Source organism: Kangiella sediminilitoris, assembly GCF_001708405.1.
Lineage (GTDB): Bacteria > Pseudomonadota > Gammaproteobacteria > Enterobacterales > Kangiellaceae > Kangiella > Kangiella sediminilitoris.
On sequence record NZ_CP012418.1, the window covers coordinates 1,987,075 to 2,004,988 of the forward strand.

At 45.6% G+C, this 17,914-nt stretch carries 15 protein-coding genes; 4 read left to right on the forward strand and 11 right to left on the reverse strand.

The features are described from left to right. Nucleotides 1-48: 48 nt before the first annotated feature. The 5 genes from KS2013_RS09220 to dbpA all read right to left on the reverse strand — a co-directional run bounded on the left by KS2013_RS09220 (nucleotide 49) and on the right by dbpA (nucleotide 4,921). Entirely contained in the window at nucleotides 49-324 is a 276-nt protein-coding gene (locus tag KS2013_RS09220; protein WP_068992867.1) for a hypothetical protein, read from the reverse strand. A gap of 464 nt (nucleotides 325-788) precedes the next feature. Further along, nucleotides 789-1,616, reverse strand: coding sequence for a MipA/OmpV family protein (locus KS2013_RS09225; RefSeq protein WP_068992870.1), 828 nt, complete (start codon nucleotides 1,614-1,616; stop codon nucleotides 789-791). A 113-nt stretch (nucleotides 1,617-1,729) separates the two neighbouring features. Further along, complete coding sequence (locus KS2013_RS09230) at nucleotides 1,730-2,398, reverse strand: SOS response-associated peptidase family protein (protein WP_068992872.1); 669 nt, start codon at nucleotides 2,396-2,398, stop codon at nucleotides 1,730-1,732. A gap of 104 nt (nucleotides 2,399-2,502) precedes the next feature. Further along, nucleotides 2,503-3,327 carry a hypothetical protein gene (locus KS2013_RS09235; RefSeq protein ID WP_068992875.1) on the reverse strand — a complete coding sequence of 275 codons (825 nt, stop codon included), beginning with the start codon at nucleotides 3,325-3,327 and terminating at the stop codon, nucleotides 2,503-2,505. Between the two features lie 211 nt (nucleotides 3,328-3,538). Beyond that, entirely contained in the window at nucleotides 3,539-4,921 is a 1,383-nt protein-coding gene (gene dbpA / locus KS2013_RS09240; RefSeq protein WP_068992878.1) for an ATP-dependent RNA helicase DbpA, read from the reverse strand. Nucleotides 4,922-5,192: 271 nt separating this feature from the next. Between dbpA and KS2013_RS09245 the strand changes: the two genes are divergently transcribed. Further along, a complete protein-coding gene (locus tag KS2013_RS09245; protein WP_068992880.1) occupies nucleotides 5,193-5,783 on the forward strand; it encodes a Tll0287-like domain-containing protein in 591 nt (196 codons plus the stop codon). Between the two features lie 213 nt (nucleotides 5,784-5,996). Beyond that, the gene (locus KS2013_RS09250; RefSeq protein ID WP_068992884.1) at nucleotides 5,997-8,876 is read left to right on the forward strand and encodes a trypsin-like peptidase domain-containing protein; all 2,880 of its coding nucleotides are present in this window, start codon (nucleotides 5,997-5,999) and stop codon (nucleotides 8,874-8,876) included. A 35-nt stretch (nucleotides 8,877-8,911) separates the two neighbouring features. On the opposite strand, the gene KS2013_RS09255 is transcribed toward KS2013_RS09250, so the two are convergent. Together KS2013_RS09255 and KS2013_RS09260 are read right to left on the reverse strand one after the other, a co-directional pair. Beyond that, nucleotides 8,912-10,129: a bifunctional alpha/beta hydrolase/OsmC family protein gene (locus tag KS2013_RS09255; RefSeq protein WP_068992887.1), complete on the reverse strand. Its 1,218-nt coding sequence runs from the start codon at nucleotides 10,127-10,129 to the stop codon at nucleotides 8,912-8,914. An 80-nt stretch (nucleotides 10,130-10,209) separates the two neighbouring features. Continuing rightward, the gene (locus KS2013_RS09260; RefSeq protein ID WP_068992891.1) at nucleotides 10,210-11,955 is read right to left on the reverse strand and encodes a DUF3592 domain-containing protein; all 1,746 of its coding nucleotides are present in this window, start codon (nucleotides 11,953-11,955) and stop codon (nucleotides 10,210-10,212) included. A 140-nt stretch (nucleotides 11,956-12,095) separates the two neighbouring features. Here KS2013_RS09260 and cfa point away from each other — a divergent pair, with 140 nt between their 5' ends. Both cfa and fabV read left to right on the forward strand, forming a co-directional pair. After that, complete coding sequence (gene cfa, locus KS2013_RS09265) at nucleotides 12,096-13,277, forward strand: cyclopropane fatty acyl phospholipid synthase (protein WP_068992895.1); 1,182 nt, start codon at nucleotides 12,096-12,098, stop codon at nucleotides 13,275-13,277. Between the two features lie 91 nt (nucleotides 13,278-13,368). Then, on the forward strand, nucleotides 13,369-14,544 hold the full coding sequence (fabV, locus tag KS2013_RS09270; protein ID WP_068992898.1) for an enoyl-ACP reductase FabV: 1,176 nt from the start codon (nucleotides 13,369-13,371) through the stop codon (nucleotides 14,542-14,544). Between the two features lie 401 nt (nucleotides 14,545-14,945). Here fabV and KS2013_RS09275 read toward each other — a convergent pair whose 3' ends face one another. From KS2013_RS09275 to KS2013_RS09290, 4 genes are all read right to left on the reverse strand, one after another. Beyond that, a complete protein-coding gene (locus KS2013_RS09275; protein ID WP_068994516.1) occupies nucleotides 14,946-15,494 on the reverse strand; it encodes a hypothetical protein in 549 nt (182 codons plus the stop codon). Between the two features lie 97 nt (nucleotides 15,495-15,591). Next, a complete protein-coding gene (locus KS2013_RS09280; RefSeq protein ID WP_068992901.1) occupies nucleotides 15,592-16,176 on the reverse strand; it encodes an LON peptidase substrate-binding domain-containing protein in 585 nt (194 codons plus the stop codon). 1 nt (nucleotide 16,177) lies between these two features. Beyond that, entirely contained in the window at nucleotides 16,178-16,939 is a 762-nt protein-coding gene (locus tag KS2013_RS09285) for an ABC transporter permease (protein WP_068992903.1), read from the reverse strand. Beyond that, the gene (locus KS2013_RS09290) at nucleotides 16,936-17,871 is read right to left on the reverse strand and encodes an ABC transporter ATP-binding protein (RefSeq protein WP_068992906.1); all 936 of its coding nucleotides are present in this window, start codon (nucleotides 17,869-17,871) and stop codon (nucleotides 16,936-16,938) included. The genes KS2013_RS09285 and KS2013_RS09290 overlap by 4 nt, the downstream gene beginning before the upstream one ends. Between the last annotated feature and the right edge of the window lie 43 nt (nucleotides 17,872-17,914).

Genomic DNA, 17,914 nt, shown 5'->3' on the forward strand with positions numbered 1-17,914 from the left:
CAAGTTAAACGTTGATGTATTAACCTAATGGTTAGGTTAATTATTCATTTAGGCTGACTTTGAATTTTTTTCTATCTGCACTTGGCAAAGTGCTGTTTGGGCTTGGAGTTTATGAGCGAATGCTTTCTCTTTCCCCATTGCATAACCGATAACTCCGCCAATGACTGCGCCAACTGCACCTAGAATCGGTTCCCTTGTAGCAAGACCAGCGAAACCAAGGAGTATTACGCCTAAAATCGAATATGAGCGGATAATGCTATTCGCCTTAACATATAGTCGGTCGGCGAATTCCTGTATTACTGTTGGATCGTATTGAGCGGACATAAAATAACCCTTCCTTTTCTGATTAAAAATAAGAAAACTAGAGTTTAGTCGCTCCAAACTACTTTATATTAGGTTAAAGTCTAAGCTTGTGAAATAGGTTAATATTATTTGGGACTAAAGAGTACATAATCTCATCGTACTTCTACTATCAATACCCGGATAACTTTTTCCTACAACCAAATCTAATGTTTCTTATAATTTTTTATTTTTATGTATTGTTAATGGGAGCAATAATTTTAGTCTTTGTCTTCCCTGCTCATAATCTATACGATGTCAGATTTTTTTACAACTGTATATTTAATGCGCAAATGCATTGCCGAATATAATTTTTTTTGAGAGGACAAATCTTTTTATTGTTTGAAGTTATGAAAGATTATGGTTTGTAGTAAAAAAACTTCCCTGGAAAACGTTTGGAAAAATGGCCACTCAGGTTTTAGTCGACTAGTGGCCATTATTGCGTCTGTTTAGAATATGTAGATAAACCCGACGCTGACTTCGGCTTCATAATCGCTGCGGGCGATTGGGCTATCCTGAACGTCGCTTCTGTAATGCTCATAGAGCGCTTCGCCGAAGATCTGCCAGTTATCGTTGAGGTAATAGCGATAGGTGTAATCGATTCCTATCGAGCGAAGGCCGCCGCTCAAGTTGGTTTGGGGCAATCCTGAGGCGGCTGACTGCTGTGCGTTTATGCCGAAACCTTTGTTGGCATATTCGCTGTCGTGAAATACTCCGACGAGATTAATTTCAGATCCGGTTCCGTCCAGCTGATCGCCAAAGCGGTAACCTACTCCGAAGAGTCCTAGATTACCGGTACCGCCAGTCACGACTCGGCCAACCAGCCAATAGCGCCAGTCGTCATCGAGAGCGTAACGGGATTGAAGAACTAACTCGGTATCTTCTTCTGTATCACCGAGTCCATCCAAACGACCGTCATCTGAATCACTTTCTTCACGCCCCTCATCAAAGGCCACGGCAACATCGAATAGCCATTTATCAGAACGGACACCACGCCAGCCCAGCGCCTCGCCTGCCCAATAGAAAATATCATCACCGCTACGCCATTGTACGGCGCCAGCAGGCTGGGCTTCGAATCCAAATTCATCCGACCCTTCGTAGGCAGATTCATATTCAACACCAAAGCCTAATCCAAAACTCCAGCCGTCCTGACCTTTGGTAAAGTCGTCGACTGAGGGTAAAGGTACTAAGGCTGTTTTTTCATCTTCCGCTAATGCTGTATGACTCATAAAACTCTGTACCAGCATTATCGAGAGTAAACCTGTAAGCTTTTTCATGACAACCCTCTGCAAACTGTCTTGCCTAAGTTATTAATATAGACGTTCATGCGTGAAATTTTTGTTGAGCAAAAAGAAGTCTCGATTCCTACTGCCAGTGCTAATGTCTTGCCCTAATCAGCTTTAATCTCAAAGCCATCTTCCACGGCCTCTAAATTAGACCAACCTTTAATTTTAACGGCTTCGAAATCTTGTCTTATTTTGGGCTGCATTAAGTCGGTAAAGGCGTCGGTGTTTTTAAAGCTGGGATCGAGCCACATCTCGAGATCTTTTTCGGGTAGCATCAGCGGCATGGCCTTTTGGTGAATATCGGCGAGTTTTTTATGGCCTGGAATGGTGATCATCGAGGCGGAGTAAACGGGGTTGTCTTCGTCGCCCCAGTTTTTAAAAAGTCCGCCAAAATAGATGGGGCTGCCGTCGGCTGGTGTTAGTAGATGATAGACCTTGTTCATGCCTTCGACGAAACCACTGGCGGGAATAATACAGCGGGTTTCGCGGTAGGCTTTGGTAAAGGATTTCTTAAAGCCCTTCCCTTCGTACCAGCGGCTATTAAACGAGGTGTATTTGCTCGGTTTCCACTCGCCGTCCTTCTGCTCGAGCAGGAACTGCCACATAGCTTTGGTGACCTGATTATTAAGACCTTTAGTGCCCTGCTCCGCGCTGTGAATGATTTGAATCGGGTGATAACACTTAAAGCTACCCAGTTCCAGTGGAACCTGTAGGTCGAGCTTCTGCTCAATCTTCTTGGCTGGCTTTTTAACTAACTCGATAAATCCGCACATGATTCAATACTCCTTTATTGCTTCATAATAGCTAAATTCGGCTATTATCCAAAGCATAAAAAAAGCCGCGCAGAGCACGGCTTTTAATTTCGGGTATTTATTATTTACTGTATGCTTTTCACTCGGTCACTCAAGATCCATTGACTGTATTGCTGTCCGTCATGCTCGAATTTAACCTTAACGTAACTGAACGGATATCGAGACGGGTCGTTTACATTATCAGAATGATAGTCTCCCAGCTCTTCAATTGTCGCCGTCATCCCTGATTCCATCTTCACTAGCATGCAACGCTTATCATCGATCATTTTCATAACCGCTTCTGGGTCTGCTTTTGCCATGATCTGCGCATAGCCAAGATCTTTCGCTGTTTTGCAGGAAAGGAAACCACCATTGGCATTGATGGTTAGTTCTTTGCCGATTAACGTATCGTACTGAGGATCATAAACCAAACCGATCCATCTTGGGTTATCAGTCATTACCCAGCCACGCTCAGACTTGGCTAAGTCATCAAATAATACTCGGTAATGTTTATCGCTTATTTGCACACGAAGATAAACGTCTGCTTCTGATGGGCTTTTTTCTGATTGCTTTACCTCAACGTCGACCAGCAAAGCATCATCCCAACCACCATTCATTTTTCCATAAGCAATGATATCGTTTATGCCTTTTTTAACTTTTCTTTGGTTCTTTCTGGTTAAACGCTCTACATCTGCCGGAGTAGGATTTACTTGCTCTTCTGATGTTTTATTACGTTCAGCAATCAACGCAAAATAATCATCTTTATTAGCAGTTAGATCTAACAGCTCTTCATCATTGTTTGATTTCAAATGTGAGAAAACTGTTTCCCCAAAACTTTCAGGTGTGTTCCCGCCACAGGCAACCAATAGAAAGGGTATTAGCAACGCAACAGCGTAGCGAAATTTATACATAGCAAGCCTCTATATCTTTTTATCATTAATAATTATTGGATTATATTTTTTTAGTCATCGATTAAACTTCGTGACTGGTTAATGAGTATAGATAAGCTCTTGATTTATAGCAAATTTATTAGAATTGCATTATCCCTTTAGGCTGTACGCTACAACGAGCAGCAGCGTACAAAGGGTTCTAGGACTCTGGGGTTCAGGATGGAGACGGTCGTTAGATTTTACGCGCTCTGAATTTTTTACCTTTCATTTTGCCTTTGTTAAGAAGCTGTAGCGCCGTGTCAAGGACATCGGTTTTAACGGCGACGTAGGCCCAGCTGTTGGCGATCTGGATCTTACCGACGTCGTTGCCTTCGATGCGGTAGTCGGCGGTCAGCGCGCCGAGAATATCACCGGGGCGCAATTTCTGTTTCTTGCCGCCGTCGATCTGAATGGTCGACATCGGTGCTTTATAGGTCGGCTCTTTGAGTAGCTTGGTATCTGGCAGACCTTGAGTGTCGATTTCCTGTCCAATATATTCGGCGAGACGTTTCAGCTTGTGCTTTTCTTTATTGATCACAATCGAGCAGGCGTGGCCTTTATTGCCCGCACGCCCAGTACGGCCGATACGATGCACATGCACTTCCGGGTCGCTGGCGATATGGTAGTTAATCACCAAGTCCAGCGAGTCGATATCAAGTCCTCGGGCAGCGACGTCGGTGGCAACCATGATCGAGACACTGTTATTGGTAAAACGTACTAAGGCCTGATCACGTTCTTTCTGATCGAGATCGCCATGGAGCGCGAGGACGCTAAAGCCGTTACTTTTTAAATACTGCGTCAGATCTTTAACGTGGCGCTTGGTGTTACAGAAAATCACGGTTGAGTCGGGGCGGTATTGTAAAAGCAACAATCGAACGGCGACATCGCGTTCGCCTTCGTCATTAATTCGGTAGAACTCCTGTGCGATGCTTGAGCTGGTGTGCTGCTCTTTGGCCTGTATCAGGGTTGGCTCATACATGACGCGTTCGGCGATGGCCTGAATCTCTTTAGGATAGGTCGCGCTGAATAATAGGGTCTGGCGCTGCCTTGGGATTTCTTCGACGATGTCGTCCATGGCGTCCTGAAAACCCATGTCCAGCATTCGGTCGGCTTCGTCCAGAACCAGCGTCGATACTGAGTCCAGATCGAGCGTCTGCTTCTCCAGATGGTCGAGGATACGGCCCGGCGTTCCGACGACGATATGCGCGCCATGTTTCAGCGAGTCCGCCTGTGGTCTCAGCGGCGTACCGCCACACAGCGTTAATATTTTTACGTTTGGGATCGGTCGAGCCAGACGTCGAATTTCTTCCGCCACCTGCTCCGCGAGTTCTCGGGTAGGACACATCACCACCGACTGCACCGAAAAATCTTTCGGGTCGAGTTTCTGCAAAATTCCCAAACCAAAAACGGCAGTTTTACCCGAGCCGGTCTTGGCCTGGGCAATCACATCCTGCCCTGCCAGTACCTGCGGTAGTGCATCGGCCTGGATCGGCGTCATGCCCTCGAAACCTAATTCGGCGAGGTTGGTGATCAGCTCTTGCTGAAGTTCGAGCGTCGAAAATGGAGCATGACTCATGATGTTATCCTGGTGGTTGTTTGGCTGTTCAGTACAGTCTGTACTTGCTGGCGTAAGAGCTGGATGATTCTTTCAGAACTGGATGGGTGTCAAACGGTTAGGCTGAGAAGCAGTCTCTGTTACTGGGTGAATTATATACAGGCTGGCAGCGATGTAAAAGCCTTATCTTGGCTCTTTATCCGTCGCTTCCTAAATCCCGTTGGTTTGATTAAAGTCATTGAGGATTCAGTTGTTCCCGTTACAATGACAGAAAGTTCCGGGGGGGGTGTATATGAAAAAAATTATGACCATACTGGCCATTATCGTTTTGATCGCCGCTGGCGGTTATTTCAGCTGGCAATATTACAAAGACGCTCAAGAACAATTATGGGAAGAAAAATCCGAGCTGGCTGCTAAAACCTTAAAACCGATCAAAGAGTCTTTTAAGTCGACCCTAATGCAAGGGATGCAAAAAGGGGTTGTCGAAGCCGTTAACTACTGCAACCTCGAAGCGTCGGGAATAACCGAAAACCTCCCACAAGGCGTCGAAGTCGGCCGTACCAGCCATAAAGTTCGTAACCCACAAAATAAACCCGATCCCCTTCTGGAAGGACCGCTGAATTATTATCTGGAGCTAGCCAAGGACGAGCAGCAAGGACGTCCTCAAATTACTCAGCTGCCTGACGACAGCTGGCTGTATGTCGAACCGATTTATGCGCAGCCGATGTGTCTCGCCTGTCATGGCAAAAATATCAATCCCGCAGTTAAGGCTACGATTGATGCCAAATACCCGAAGGATGAAGCCACCGGTTTCGAGGATGGTGACTTCCGCGGTATGTTCTGGATGAAATTTAAAGAGGATTTCGGGGAAAGCCAAATTTAAATCAGCCAACAATGCAAATATGCATTAACTTATTGATATTTATAACATTGCTCCAAGTCTCATTGTACAAAAAACGTACTAGACAGCGTTTTTTCTACGTTCTAATCTACAGATAAGGAATTTGATGGACCGCAGAAGGATATCAGCGCCACCACTTATTCAATCCTATCTCTTTCCAAGCTGTTACCTTCGCACTGATAAAAGGAGCTTATCATGTCGCATAACACAGGAACGGTGCAAAATGTCGCACCAGCCATTGAAGTAGGGCCCGGCTCCGGGCAGCCCGCTGACTCAGGAACAACCTGGCTTCACGAATTTGCACACACCCCGGCACCGGGCGGTACTAAGTTTTTGATGCTGCACTTTACCTCGGCGGACATACCGGCCGGCAACCGTCTGGAAGTGGATCTGGGTTATGGTACAGACACCTTCGATGAAAACTCAGGTGATGAATTCTGGACACGTCCCATTAACCATACGAAATTCCCGGGCGGTATTCCGATCCGCTACATTGCCGACGGCAGTCTCAGCGGTAGCGTCGAGTTAACTCAATATGGTCGTGGTGAGAGTCTTCCCGGCGACTCAGCAGGACAATCCAACAGTGATCCCTTTGTTCTCAGCGGGAGCTATTCTGAACCCACCTACGACCCCTTCTGGTTTTGTAATACGCCACCGGAGTGGGAGAATGTCGAATGTGCGCCGCCGGCTGACATCAGGCGACAGGTCGCCCGAAGCTGCGGCATGATTGTGACCATTCATGGTGACGAGGTATCGACCTGCTCAGTTACCCTGATTGGCCCCGATACAGTGATTACCGCTGGTCACTGTCTGGCCGATATCGATAACGAATGGCCGACCAGTTCCGTAACGTTTGATTATCAGACGGATTGTGCGGGAAATGTCTCGGGTAGTTACAATCCCATATTCCACAAAGTTACAGGCTATTTGAAGTATCGATGGTCCGATGGTTCAAATCTTGATTACGCTATTTTAAAAATTGATATCCCACCGGGCGGACTGGGCATTCCAGTAATACCCATGCGGAACAGTTTGCCTTCCATAGGAGAACAGATTTTTGGGATCCACCACCCCAATGGCGCCACTAAAAAGTTAGCGCCAAAACATACAAATATGGAAACAGTAAACAGCGTCAGCAGTACTGGGATTGGCGTCGATATCGACGTCAGCGGCGGCAGCTCGGGTTCCGGTTTATTCGATATGATGGGGCGTTATCTGGGCGTTTTATCTGCCGGTTCTAGCTGTAATCTTTATTACTCTCCGTCTGCCTCTGTACTGAATGATATCGCGACCACCCCGACACCGGCTCCCGATCAGGACATTATGTTAGTGATTGATCGCTCCGGCTCCATGTCAGGCGACGCAGGTACGGGACAATCCAAGATGGACGAAGCTAAGGATTCCGCCTCGCTGTTTGTGCAGCTGGTGGAAGCTAATGTGGGACATCGTATGGGCCTGGTTTCATTTTCTACTGCCGCATCTATTGATGAAGGAATTGGTAATTTAAATGCCGGTAAGAAAAATCAGCTAATTGGACCCGCTCCCTACTCCGGCGGAGCCGTTGGCGATCTTACTCCTGACGGCTGGACCAGTATCGGTGATGGTATTGATAAGGCGCAGATCGAATTAAGTGGAGGCACCAATGAACAGGCCATTCTACTATTAACCGACGGCCTGCAAAACACGCCGCCCATGATCGAGCAGGCGACTAACGATATCGGCGACACGGTAGTACATGCGATTGGATTTGGGACAGAGTCGAGTTTGAACGGTGGTTTGTTATCCGATCTGACTCAATCAACAGGGGGTGCCTATACCCGAGCCGGTGATGGTCTGGAATTGAAAAAATTCTTCGCGTTAGCCTTCGGGGATATTTTTGAATCGGGTACGTTAACAGACCCTACCTTTGAACTACCGCGAGATGCTAATGAAACAGATGCCATGACCTTTGAGGTCTGCGACGAAGAGTTAATTACCATAGTCGTTGGCTGGGATAGACGCGAAGGTCATCTTGATATTATTGCGAAGGCACCTAACGGGGATGTCATTACCGCGACGACTGAAAGCGTCGGAAGCAGCTTTGGACATACCTGGGCCTTTATCAAAATCCCTCTCCCTATTTCAGGACAAAGAGAAGGAACCTGGTCGGTATCTTTCAGAAGACCGAAAAGCAGTGGTGAGTTCTCAACCCCGCCAATTCATTTACGCTATTTTATGAATGTCATCGCGGCTGGCGGTCCGGTTATCAAGCCGCTTAACATCAAGCGTCATTACTATACCGGGGAAAGTTTCACGCCATTGGTTCGCCTAAGTTATCCCGACGGTAAAAGCGTTCATCATGGACACGTTAAATTATCGGTCACCAAGCCAAGGGAGTCCTACGGAACTCTATTGACCAAGGCAGGACTGAAAGCGCCGAAGGAAATTAAGGGCGACGTTATCCCACCGATTCAGGCAACGCTTCTACAAATGGAGGACGATCTTGGCTCACCACTTTTTCACTATGACGAAGAGTGGTATGAACTAAGTCAGGATCGTGAAGTAAATGGTAATTTCGAACATAACGGCCCCTGGGGCAAAAAGTTCGACAACCTCTTCACTCGCCCCGGGAATTACACTTTCCGCTGCGTTGGTGAGTATGGTCATGATTGCAAGGGAATGCGCGAAACATCCTGGTCAGTTTTTGTTTCGACCAGAGTCGACCCAGACGCCACAGGAAAAACTTTTATCATTACTGAGCTGGGCTCAGGAAAAATCAAGATAACGTTTAAGCCTCAGGACAGTCAGGGGAACTTACTAGGCCCCGGTCACGCCGATCAATTTACGCTCACGGATATACCGGGAAGCAGCATCGTCGAGCCGGTAAAAGATAATCTCGACGGAAGCTACAGCGTCAATGTGCTGCACGATGACAGCAGTGGCGCTCAGCCGGGTATCGGCATCAACCAACCGGGGAGACCTACGGTAACCGTCACTCAGCCTACAGAAGCCAATTCTTCTGAAAGTAACAGCTGGTGGTTATGGTTAATCATCATCCTCCTGTTAGTTCTGCTTTTGATCAGCTTAGTCATCTAGGCAAAATCTCGGGCAAGGAAGACCCCTTGTCCGAGTTACTCTTCCAGCTCCTCAAGTTTTGTCTCAATAGCTACCTCTTTGTGCAAGGTCTGATGCACAGGGCAGCGGTCGGCAATCTCCAGTAGGCGCTGACGTTGGTCATCAGTGATATCAGCTTCGATTCGAATACTACGCGTAAACTTATCGATCTTTACTTTTTTATCTTCACAGTCCTCACAGTCTTTAGCGTGAACTTTCCCGTGACTGACATTGACCACGACATTGGATACGTCCAGCTCTTTATGTCGCGCGTACATGTTCAGGGTCATGGCGGTACAGGTACCGAGTGCCGCCGATAATAGATCATAAGGCGAAGGGCCCAGGTTGGTTCCTCCGACCTTCTCAGGTTCGTCAGCCAGCAGTTCATGCCCATTGGCATTAACGTAACTCAAAAATCCTTCAGCAGCTCTGCTGGCGACCACCACCTCTTCATTTTTTGATTCGAGTGACGGTAATTCTTTTGCATTAATATAACGTCGAGCCCAGCTGGCAAGAACGTGACCCGCATACAACGAGTCTTTTTTATCACTGAGTAGATGATCGGCACTATCCAGCGTAATAAAACTTTTCGGATGGAGCGCTTTTTTATAAATGGTTTCGGCCTCGTCAATGGGCACCACTTCATCCACTGGCGAGTGCATTACCATCAAGGCTTTGCGTAAACCGTGAATATCAATATCATGACTTTTAACGTCATCCACAAAATCCTGCTTAAAAGTAAACTGACGCCCCGCCAACTCGATGGTCACCTCGCCCTTTTCCTTCAACTTTTCAATCTCTGGCTCCAGCTGATGCAGCACATGTTCCGGCGATGATGGAGAGGCAATCGTCGCGACTGCTTTGGCCGAAGGAATATCCTTTGCTGCGGCCAGAATTGCTGTTCCTCCGAGAGAATGCCCCACCAGAATTTGTGGAGCTTCATATTCAGCTTCCAGGAATTCAGCTGCATCAATCAGGTCATTGACGTCGGTACTAAAACTGGTGTCAGCAAATTCTCCTTTGCTGGCACCGAGGCCGGTAAAATCAAAGCGCAAGGTCGCGATGCCTTCGCTCGCCATGGCATCGGCGATATTCACCGCCGAGTTAATATTCTTAGTACAGGTAAAGCAGTGGGCAAATAAGGCATAAGCCACCGTGACAGTATGATCGGGTTTGTGCAAAACACCGGACAACTCAAACCCTTGGCGAGTTTTAAATGTGACTCTTTTCTGCATCGTTGACTCCAATCATTGGTGTACCATGTTTCATAACAATATTAGTAACAGTTTTCGTGCTTAATTACGAATCACTTTGGTTATGATTTATCCTGCATTCCCAGCTCTTGTTTCAGTTTATGAATAAAAGCATCCACATCGCCTGTGTGAGTCAGATACTTGGCAATGGCAACCTTCTTGCCATTCGTTAATTCAGCTTGAACATTGTAGTAACTTTTATTTCCCACTGACATGTTAGTGCTGGAAGTAATGTCCGCTACTTCACTACGCGAAATTTTTGTTTTACTACCTGTTCCTAACATGCCATTTGCCACATGCAAAGCTCCAGATCCTACCGTCACTTCACTTTTATAAAGCATAAATTTCAGGCCAAAATAAAAAATCACAAACCCAAACAAGCAAAACATAATTAAGAAAATTATGGATGCATCACCAAAGTAAGAACCTATTCCAATAGCAGAGAAGATCAGACCGAATAGGACGGTGGATAAAGCAGCACCTTTATGACGAAACGCAGGGAAAGTATAGCTTGTGCCCCAGTTGTTAACGCTTTCTACTATACCGAGCCTCGTCCAGTCACCAGCCATAGTTCCGTTTCCTGAGCCACTCGACGATTGTTTCGATGAGCTCATGAACAGGTCTTCTTCAGCGGGTTCGATAGCCTCTCGGTGCGCCACGTTAAATGCAGGAACCTCATAATCAAGTTTGAGATCGACTCCCGGCTGCTTACGCTCCGCTCTGAATATCCACTCAATTTTATCGGAAGGATTTTTGCTATTGGACTGAGGCACCCCTTTTGGAATATCAAAAGAAAATTTTAGTCGGTGGCTGCCATCGTAGCGATTTTCAGCATAAGCTCTGCGATCGCTTTGCCAGATAATAGTGGTTCTGGTGGTTCGATTTTTACCGGTACCAGTTTGGTATTTGCGTTGACAGGTCAGGCTCAGCATCACTTCACCGTTACCTTCGATAGGGCCGTTGATCAGCAGTTCACCCGAAGTCGTACCACCGATAGCAAACGGCGTTTCTTCAACGATTAACTCCGAACTGCCGTATTTCTTGTGCCGTAAATACAAGGTGACTGCTGAGGACAATAAAATAATGCCGACCAGAGGAAACAGGAACACCAGCAGCTTGGCGGGTTCCTCCCTCAAACCGCCCTCATTCATCACGCCGATAACTGCGGGCACGCTTATTACATTCCAGATGATTGAGAACACCAGCAAAAACCAGAAGCTTCGACTGGTGTTGCTTTTAAAATGATTGGTCTGCCACTCTTCTTTCCATAACCAGGGTTCTGCTTCATGCTCTGCCTGCAAAGCCTTCTGCTTATTTAGCTTACGACCAGAGCGCAAACTGGCAATAATGATGCCTAAACCAACACCACCAAACACCAGCAGAAAGATACTATGGAAACCTAACATGCCCCAGCGCATGGTGCGGTCTATGACCGCTTCCGAGGGATCTTCAGGATTAACGTAAGCTCTGATTGGGCGATTCTGTTTCTTTGCGCTGTTCAGCTTGCGATAAAGATTTTTCTGGAAACCACCGATATTGTCCGTACCGCTGTAAAAGGACATTTGGTTCGATGTATAGGACTGACCCTGATATTCATATTGGAAACGTCCTTCCACGCCGTAAGTCGTGCTACCTTCATCATCGGTCGATACGGTTTGCTCTACCGAAGACAATTCAACCATTACCGGGCGCCACTCCTGAGAGCGCCAGACGTCATAGCTTTCGCTTACCCCTGATAAAAATATTCCGATGCCCGCAATAAAAAATATGGCGCCGAACACCGTTAAACAGCCCACTCCTTTTTTCATTTATCTTCCAGTATCTATTGTTATAGTGTGCTAAAAATAGCAGAAATGTCGCCAATTACAAAATAAGGTTTTATTTGCCCCAGTCACCAATAATGCGTTAATGTAATCCAAGGCTAACGATTAGACATAAGGATGTTTCCATGCGTGAGTCAACCAACAAACCACACCCTCTAACCTCTTCGGCTGAGGGAGGCCAGTCCGTGTCCCAACCCCCCGCCATTCTCACCGATATTGCCAGCAAAGCGGGTATCAGTTTTAACGGCGCTCATCCCTGGGATATTCAGGTTCTTGATGACAGCATTTATAAACGCATCCTTACTAATGGTTCTCTCGGTTTTGGTGAGAGCTACATGGACGGGTTGTGGGAATGTGATCAGCTGGACGAATTATTTACCCGGATTCTGCGAAGTGACATTGAGGAAGAGCTAGGCTTTATTGCAAAACTTAAGCTTGGGCTCGAAGTTATTCGACAAAATCTGTTTAATCGCCAGAGTGAAAAACGAGCTTATGAGGTGGGCGAACGACACTACGATATCGGCAATGATATCTTCGAAGCAATGCTCGATCCCACCATGAATTACTCCTGCGCCTATTGGGCTAATGCAGATACTCTAGAGCAGGCTCAGCTGGATAAACTCGATCTTATCTGTCGCAAGCTGGAACTTAAACCAGGCGAGACTGTATTGGATATTGGTTGTGGCTGGGGTGGCTTCGCTCGCTTCGCGGCTGAACACTATTCGGTTAACGTCCACGGTATAACCATTTCTAAAGAGCAGAAAAAGCTTGCTGAAGAACGCTGCAAAGATCTGCCTATCACCATTGAGCTACAAGATTACAGAAAACTAGAGGGCACGTTCGATAAGATTGTCTCGATTGGCATGTTCGAACATGTGGGCCCCAAAAACTACCCAACCTATTTCGATACTGCGCTTCGACTGCTAAAAGATGACGGTTTATTTTTACTGCATACTATAGGCAAATTTAACACCACACCTCACGTCGATCCCTGGATCAATAAATACATTTTCCCCAATGGTAAAGTTCCCTCGGCATTACAAATGACTCAGGCGCTGGACGATCGCTTTAATATCGAAGACTGGCATAACTTCGGCCCAGATTATGACTGCACATTACTCGCCTGGTGGCAAAACTTTAACCAGGCATGGCCAGAGCTTTCTGAAAAATACGATCAACGCTTTTACCGCATGTGGAAATATTATATTCACTGTAGCGCAGGTTTCTTCCGCTCCAAACAAGGTCAACTATGGCAGCTGGTGCTGAGTAAAAAAGGACGCCATGGGACTTATCGCTCAGTAAGATAAGACAGTACCAATCAAATAATAGCTGGTAGTACCTTTATAACCTAAAAACGCGTTACAATAGCGCCATATTTTTATTTGGAGTTCTACTTTTATGATTATTAAGCCGAAAGTACGTGGTTTTGTTTGTACCACGGCTCACCCTGAGGGTTGTATCGCTCACGTAAACGAGCAGATCGAATATGTAAAAAATAATATGCCAAAAGGCGATGGTCCTAAGAACGTGTTGGTTATCGGCTCATCGACTGGCTACGGACTGGCGTCGCGTATTGTTTCAGCATTTGGCTACGGCGCAAAAACGCTAGGCTTATTCTTTGAGAAAGAGCCTACTGAGAACAAAACGGGTACTGCTGGCTGGTATAACAACCGTGGTTTTGAAATCGCTGCAGACAAAGAAGGCCTTTGGCACAAAAGCATTAATGGTGATGCTTTCTCGCACCAGGCAAAAGAAGACGCGATTAAAATCATTAAAGAAGAGATGGGTAAAATCGACCTTGTGGTTTATTCGTTAGCTTCTCCACGTCGTCAGGATCCAGAAACGGGTGACGTTTATAAATCAGTGCTAAAGCCTATCGGTGAAGCTGTTACTGAGAAAACCTTAAATACTGATAAAGGTCTGGTTCACGATATCTCTATTGACCCAGCATCAGAAGACGATATCCAGAATACGATTAAAGTCATGGGCGGTGAAGACTGGGAGCTTTGGATGAAAGCTCTGGATGAAGCCGGCGTACTGGCGGATAACGTTAAAACCACTGCTTATACTTATATCGGTAAAAAACTGACCTGGCCTATTTACGGTCATGCCACGATTGGTAAAGCTAAAGAAGATCTGGACCGCGCCTCTCACGCCATCCACGACATGCTACAGGAAAAATATAACGGTACGGCAAACATTGCAGTACTAAAAGCTGTCGTTACTCAGGCGAGCTCAGCAATTCCAGTTATGCCACTTTACATTTCTCTACTGTATAAAGTGATGAAGGAAAACGGTGTGCATGAAGGTCCGATCGAACAAATCCGCGAATTAATTGTTGACCAAATGTTCGGTGATAAAGCGGTCTATGATGATACGCGCCGCTTCCGTGTCGACCTGAAAGAATTAGACGATAAGATTCAAGAAGAAGTAGAACGCCTTTGGGATATAGCGACTACTGAAAATATTGATGAGATATCGGACTATAAAGGTTACCAGCACGAATTCTTCAAGCTGTTTGGCTTTGAAGTTGATGGCGTAGACTACGATAAGGATACTAACCCTATCGTCTAGCCACTGATGTAGCTAAGTAACACAAAAAAGGCATTCTCTAGAATGCCTTTTTTATTGCTCATTGTTAAAGACAATCGATTTTTATACGCATCAAAATAACTAATCCATGAATATGTAATGCAGATATGATTTTTCACCCAAGTCATCAGCGCATTAACTGTCAAAATCTTTTACAATTCCTTTTAAATCAAACAGATTTATACGTCGACCAGTTAACATTTAGTCGTAATTTTCATAGAAAAGTGAAATTAATAGGGTTAATCTAATATCAGGTTTTAAAGCATCATTGTCTTCCCTATCAGTGAGACTGCTTAGCAGAATCAGAGACAAAGGTTTATCAATGCGCAAGCCATTAGCCCACCACCTGGTGGGCATTTTTTTGTCTGGGTTTTGTGTGAGTATTAGCGGTTCAACTTGGTGTAATGATTAATATCTTCGATCACACGGTTCAACACTTTATTATCAGCTCCCCATCCTGACCATGCGCTGGCATCGGCATAAAACTCAGGCTGACTTAAAACGACATCATTAGTCGCATCTTCGAACTTAACATCCATCAAAACAGCCGTTCCACCAGCCATTGCACCCGCAAAAATTCTTGCTGCGGTATTGATGTACTTAATTTCCTTAATTCTAGGAGAAAGTACCAGAGTACGCTTATCCGAAGCCGAAACAACATAGTCCTCGTCCGCTATGACATATTCCTTATCTGAGAAGGTAACTCTCAACAGGCTCACCAGGTACTCATTCATCTTCGTTTGAGCATCTATGTTTGGGCTTGAATCAGCAAACTCTGGATTAATGGTAATTGGGTATAAAACCACTTTTTGGAAAGCGTCAAATGGAACTTTAGGAGGTAACGCTGGGCCCTGCGGTTTAGTTAACCGAGTAGCACAGGCGGTGAGTAAAAATACCCCAAGAACAGTAATAAACAACTTTAAGTTTTTCATTTTTTCTCTCATTATTGTTGGTTTGAAATTTTTCCAACAGAGATATTCTCAGATATTATTGAGCAATGCAATTTCTAACAATATGGGAAAGGTATTCTTATTTTAGCCAGGCAAGAATTTGGTACAGAATAGCTATCCGTGTGTGCAAATCATCTTCCTCTAGAATTGCCTGCTTCTGCTTCTCGTTAACGGGTAAAAACTCTGTCAGTCGCTCGACAATAAAGTCCATATGTTGCCAGCGCTCAGGACTGTCCAGCATTTCAACCTGAGGGTGTTGGGCAAGGTCATTCAGCAAACTCACCAGTTCTCCCTGCTCGTCTCTAATGGGGCTTTGCTCAAGGTTGTCTGTGAACGATACATTGGCGCTGATTAAATTATCTGGCAGGATGGATGAGGAGTTAATCTTAAAGCGCTGTCTACCAAGGCAGGTGATCAGCAGTATTCCGTCTTCCTTTTGATCAAAGTCGACGATTTCAACATAGGTTCCAATATTAAATGGAGTCGCCGGTATGCCTGTTTCATTCCCTTTTTTGATCAGGCAAACGCCGAACCCCTTATTATTCGATAACTGCTTAGAAATCATATCCAGATAGCGTTGTTCGAATATCTGTAAACGAAGAACGCTCTCTGGAAAGACAACCCGCCGCAGCGGGAATATAGGCAGTACCTGGTTATCAGCCATCTTATGAACGCAGTCCAATACCCCGGTTGAGCAGGTACATGGCGAAAGTGGTCAATAATGCGATGAAGACCAGAATAATTGCGAACGCAATACCGATTTGGATATCCGAAGTGCCCAGGAAGCCATAGCGGAAAGCATTCACCATATAGATTATCGGGTTTAGCTTCGATACACCCTGCCAGAACTCCGGTAGCAAGCTAATAGAATAAAACACGCCGCCAAGGTAGGTCAGTGGTGTCAGAATGAATGTTGGTACAATTGCTACATCGTCGAACTTTTTAGCAAAGACGGCATTGATCAGGCCACCAATAGCAAACAATACCGAGGTTAAAAACACAACACTCATAACAACCCATATATTCTGGATTTGCAGTTCAACAAAAAACGAAGCGATGATGGTTACAATCAAGCCAGTTAACAGTCCACGTAGAACACCACCGCCGACATACCCACCTAATATTACCCAGTTGGACACCGGCGAGACCATCATTTCCTCGATGGAACGCTGATATTTAGAGCTGAAGAAAGAGGAAACAACATTGCCATAGGAGTTTGTAATTACTGACATCATGATTAAGCCAGGGACAATATACTCCATATAGTCGTAACCCCCCATTTCACCGACACGCGAGCCGATTAGATTACCGAAGATTACAAAATATAGCGTCATGGTGATCGCCGGCGGTAATAACGTTTGAGACCATATTCGCAGCCAGCGAGTAATTTCTTTAATAACAATTGTTTGGAATGCGACTAAGTTCATGATGTCGCCTCCTTGTGTGGGTTTTCGACCAGTCTCACGAATAGCTCCTCAAGTCGATTAGCTTTATTACGCATACTGAGCACAGTTATGTCATGTTTACTCAATTCATCAAACACGCCGTTCACTCCAGCTCCTTTATGGACATCGACCTCAATCGTGGTTTCATCGCGAACGCGAACTTCGTAACCATCTATTGTCGGCATCTGCGCTGGTAAGCCTGTCGTATCAAGAACAAATGTTTCCATATCGAGCTTAGCCAATAGCTCTTTCATGCTGGTGTTCTCAGCAATCTCACCATGGTTGATAATCGCAATGTTACGGCATAGGCTTTCAGCTTCTTCCAGATAGTGCGTGGTCAGAACAATAGTGGTTTTCTTTTCCCGGTTAAGTTCCTGCATGAAATCCCACATCGAACGACGTAGTTCAATATCGACACCCGCTGTCGGCTCATCCAGTATAAGAAGCTTAGGGTCATGAATAAGACCGCGAGCAATCATCAGGCGACGCTTCATACCACCTGATAGCTCTCGCGACTGTGCATCACGCTTATCCCACAAACCCAATTGTTCTAGTAAAGGCTGTGCACGCTTTTTAGCTTCATTACGCGAAATACCGTAATACCCTGCCTGTTGAACCACAATCTGCTCAACACCTTCAAACATGTTGAAATTAAATTCCTGCGGTACAAGACCGAGCTGCTTCTTAGCGTTGGCAAGATCCTTATCAATATCATGGCCGAACACTTCAACCTTGCCCGCACTTTTGTTAACCAGTGAGGTTATGATACCGATTGCAGTAGATTTACCAGCACCATTAGGCCCAAGAAGCGCGAAGAAATCACCCTCTTCTACCTCAAGGTTAATACCTTTCAGAGCCTGAGTGCCATTATCGTAAGTTTTACATAAATCTTTGATTGATAATGCTTTTGTCATTATTTACTCTTCGTTGTTATAGCTTTTGCTATAGAAATGAATC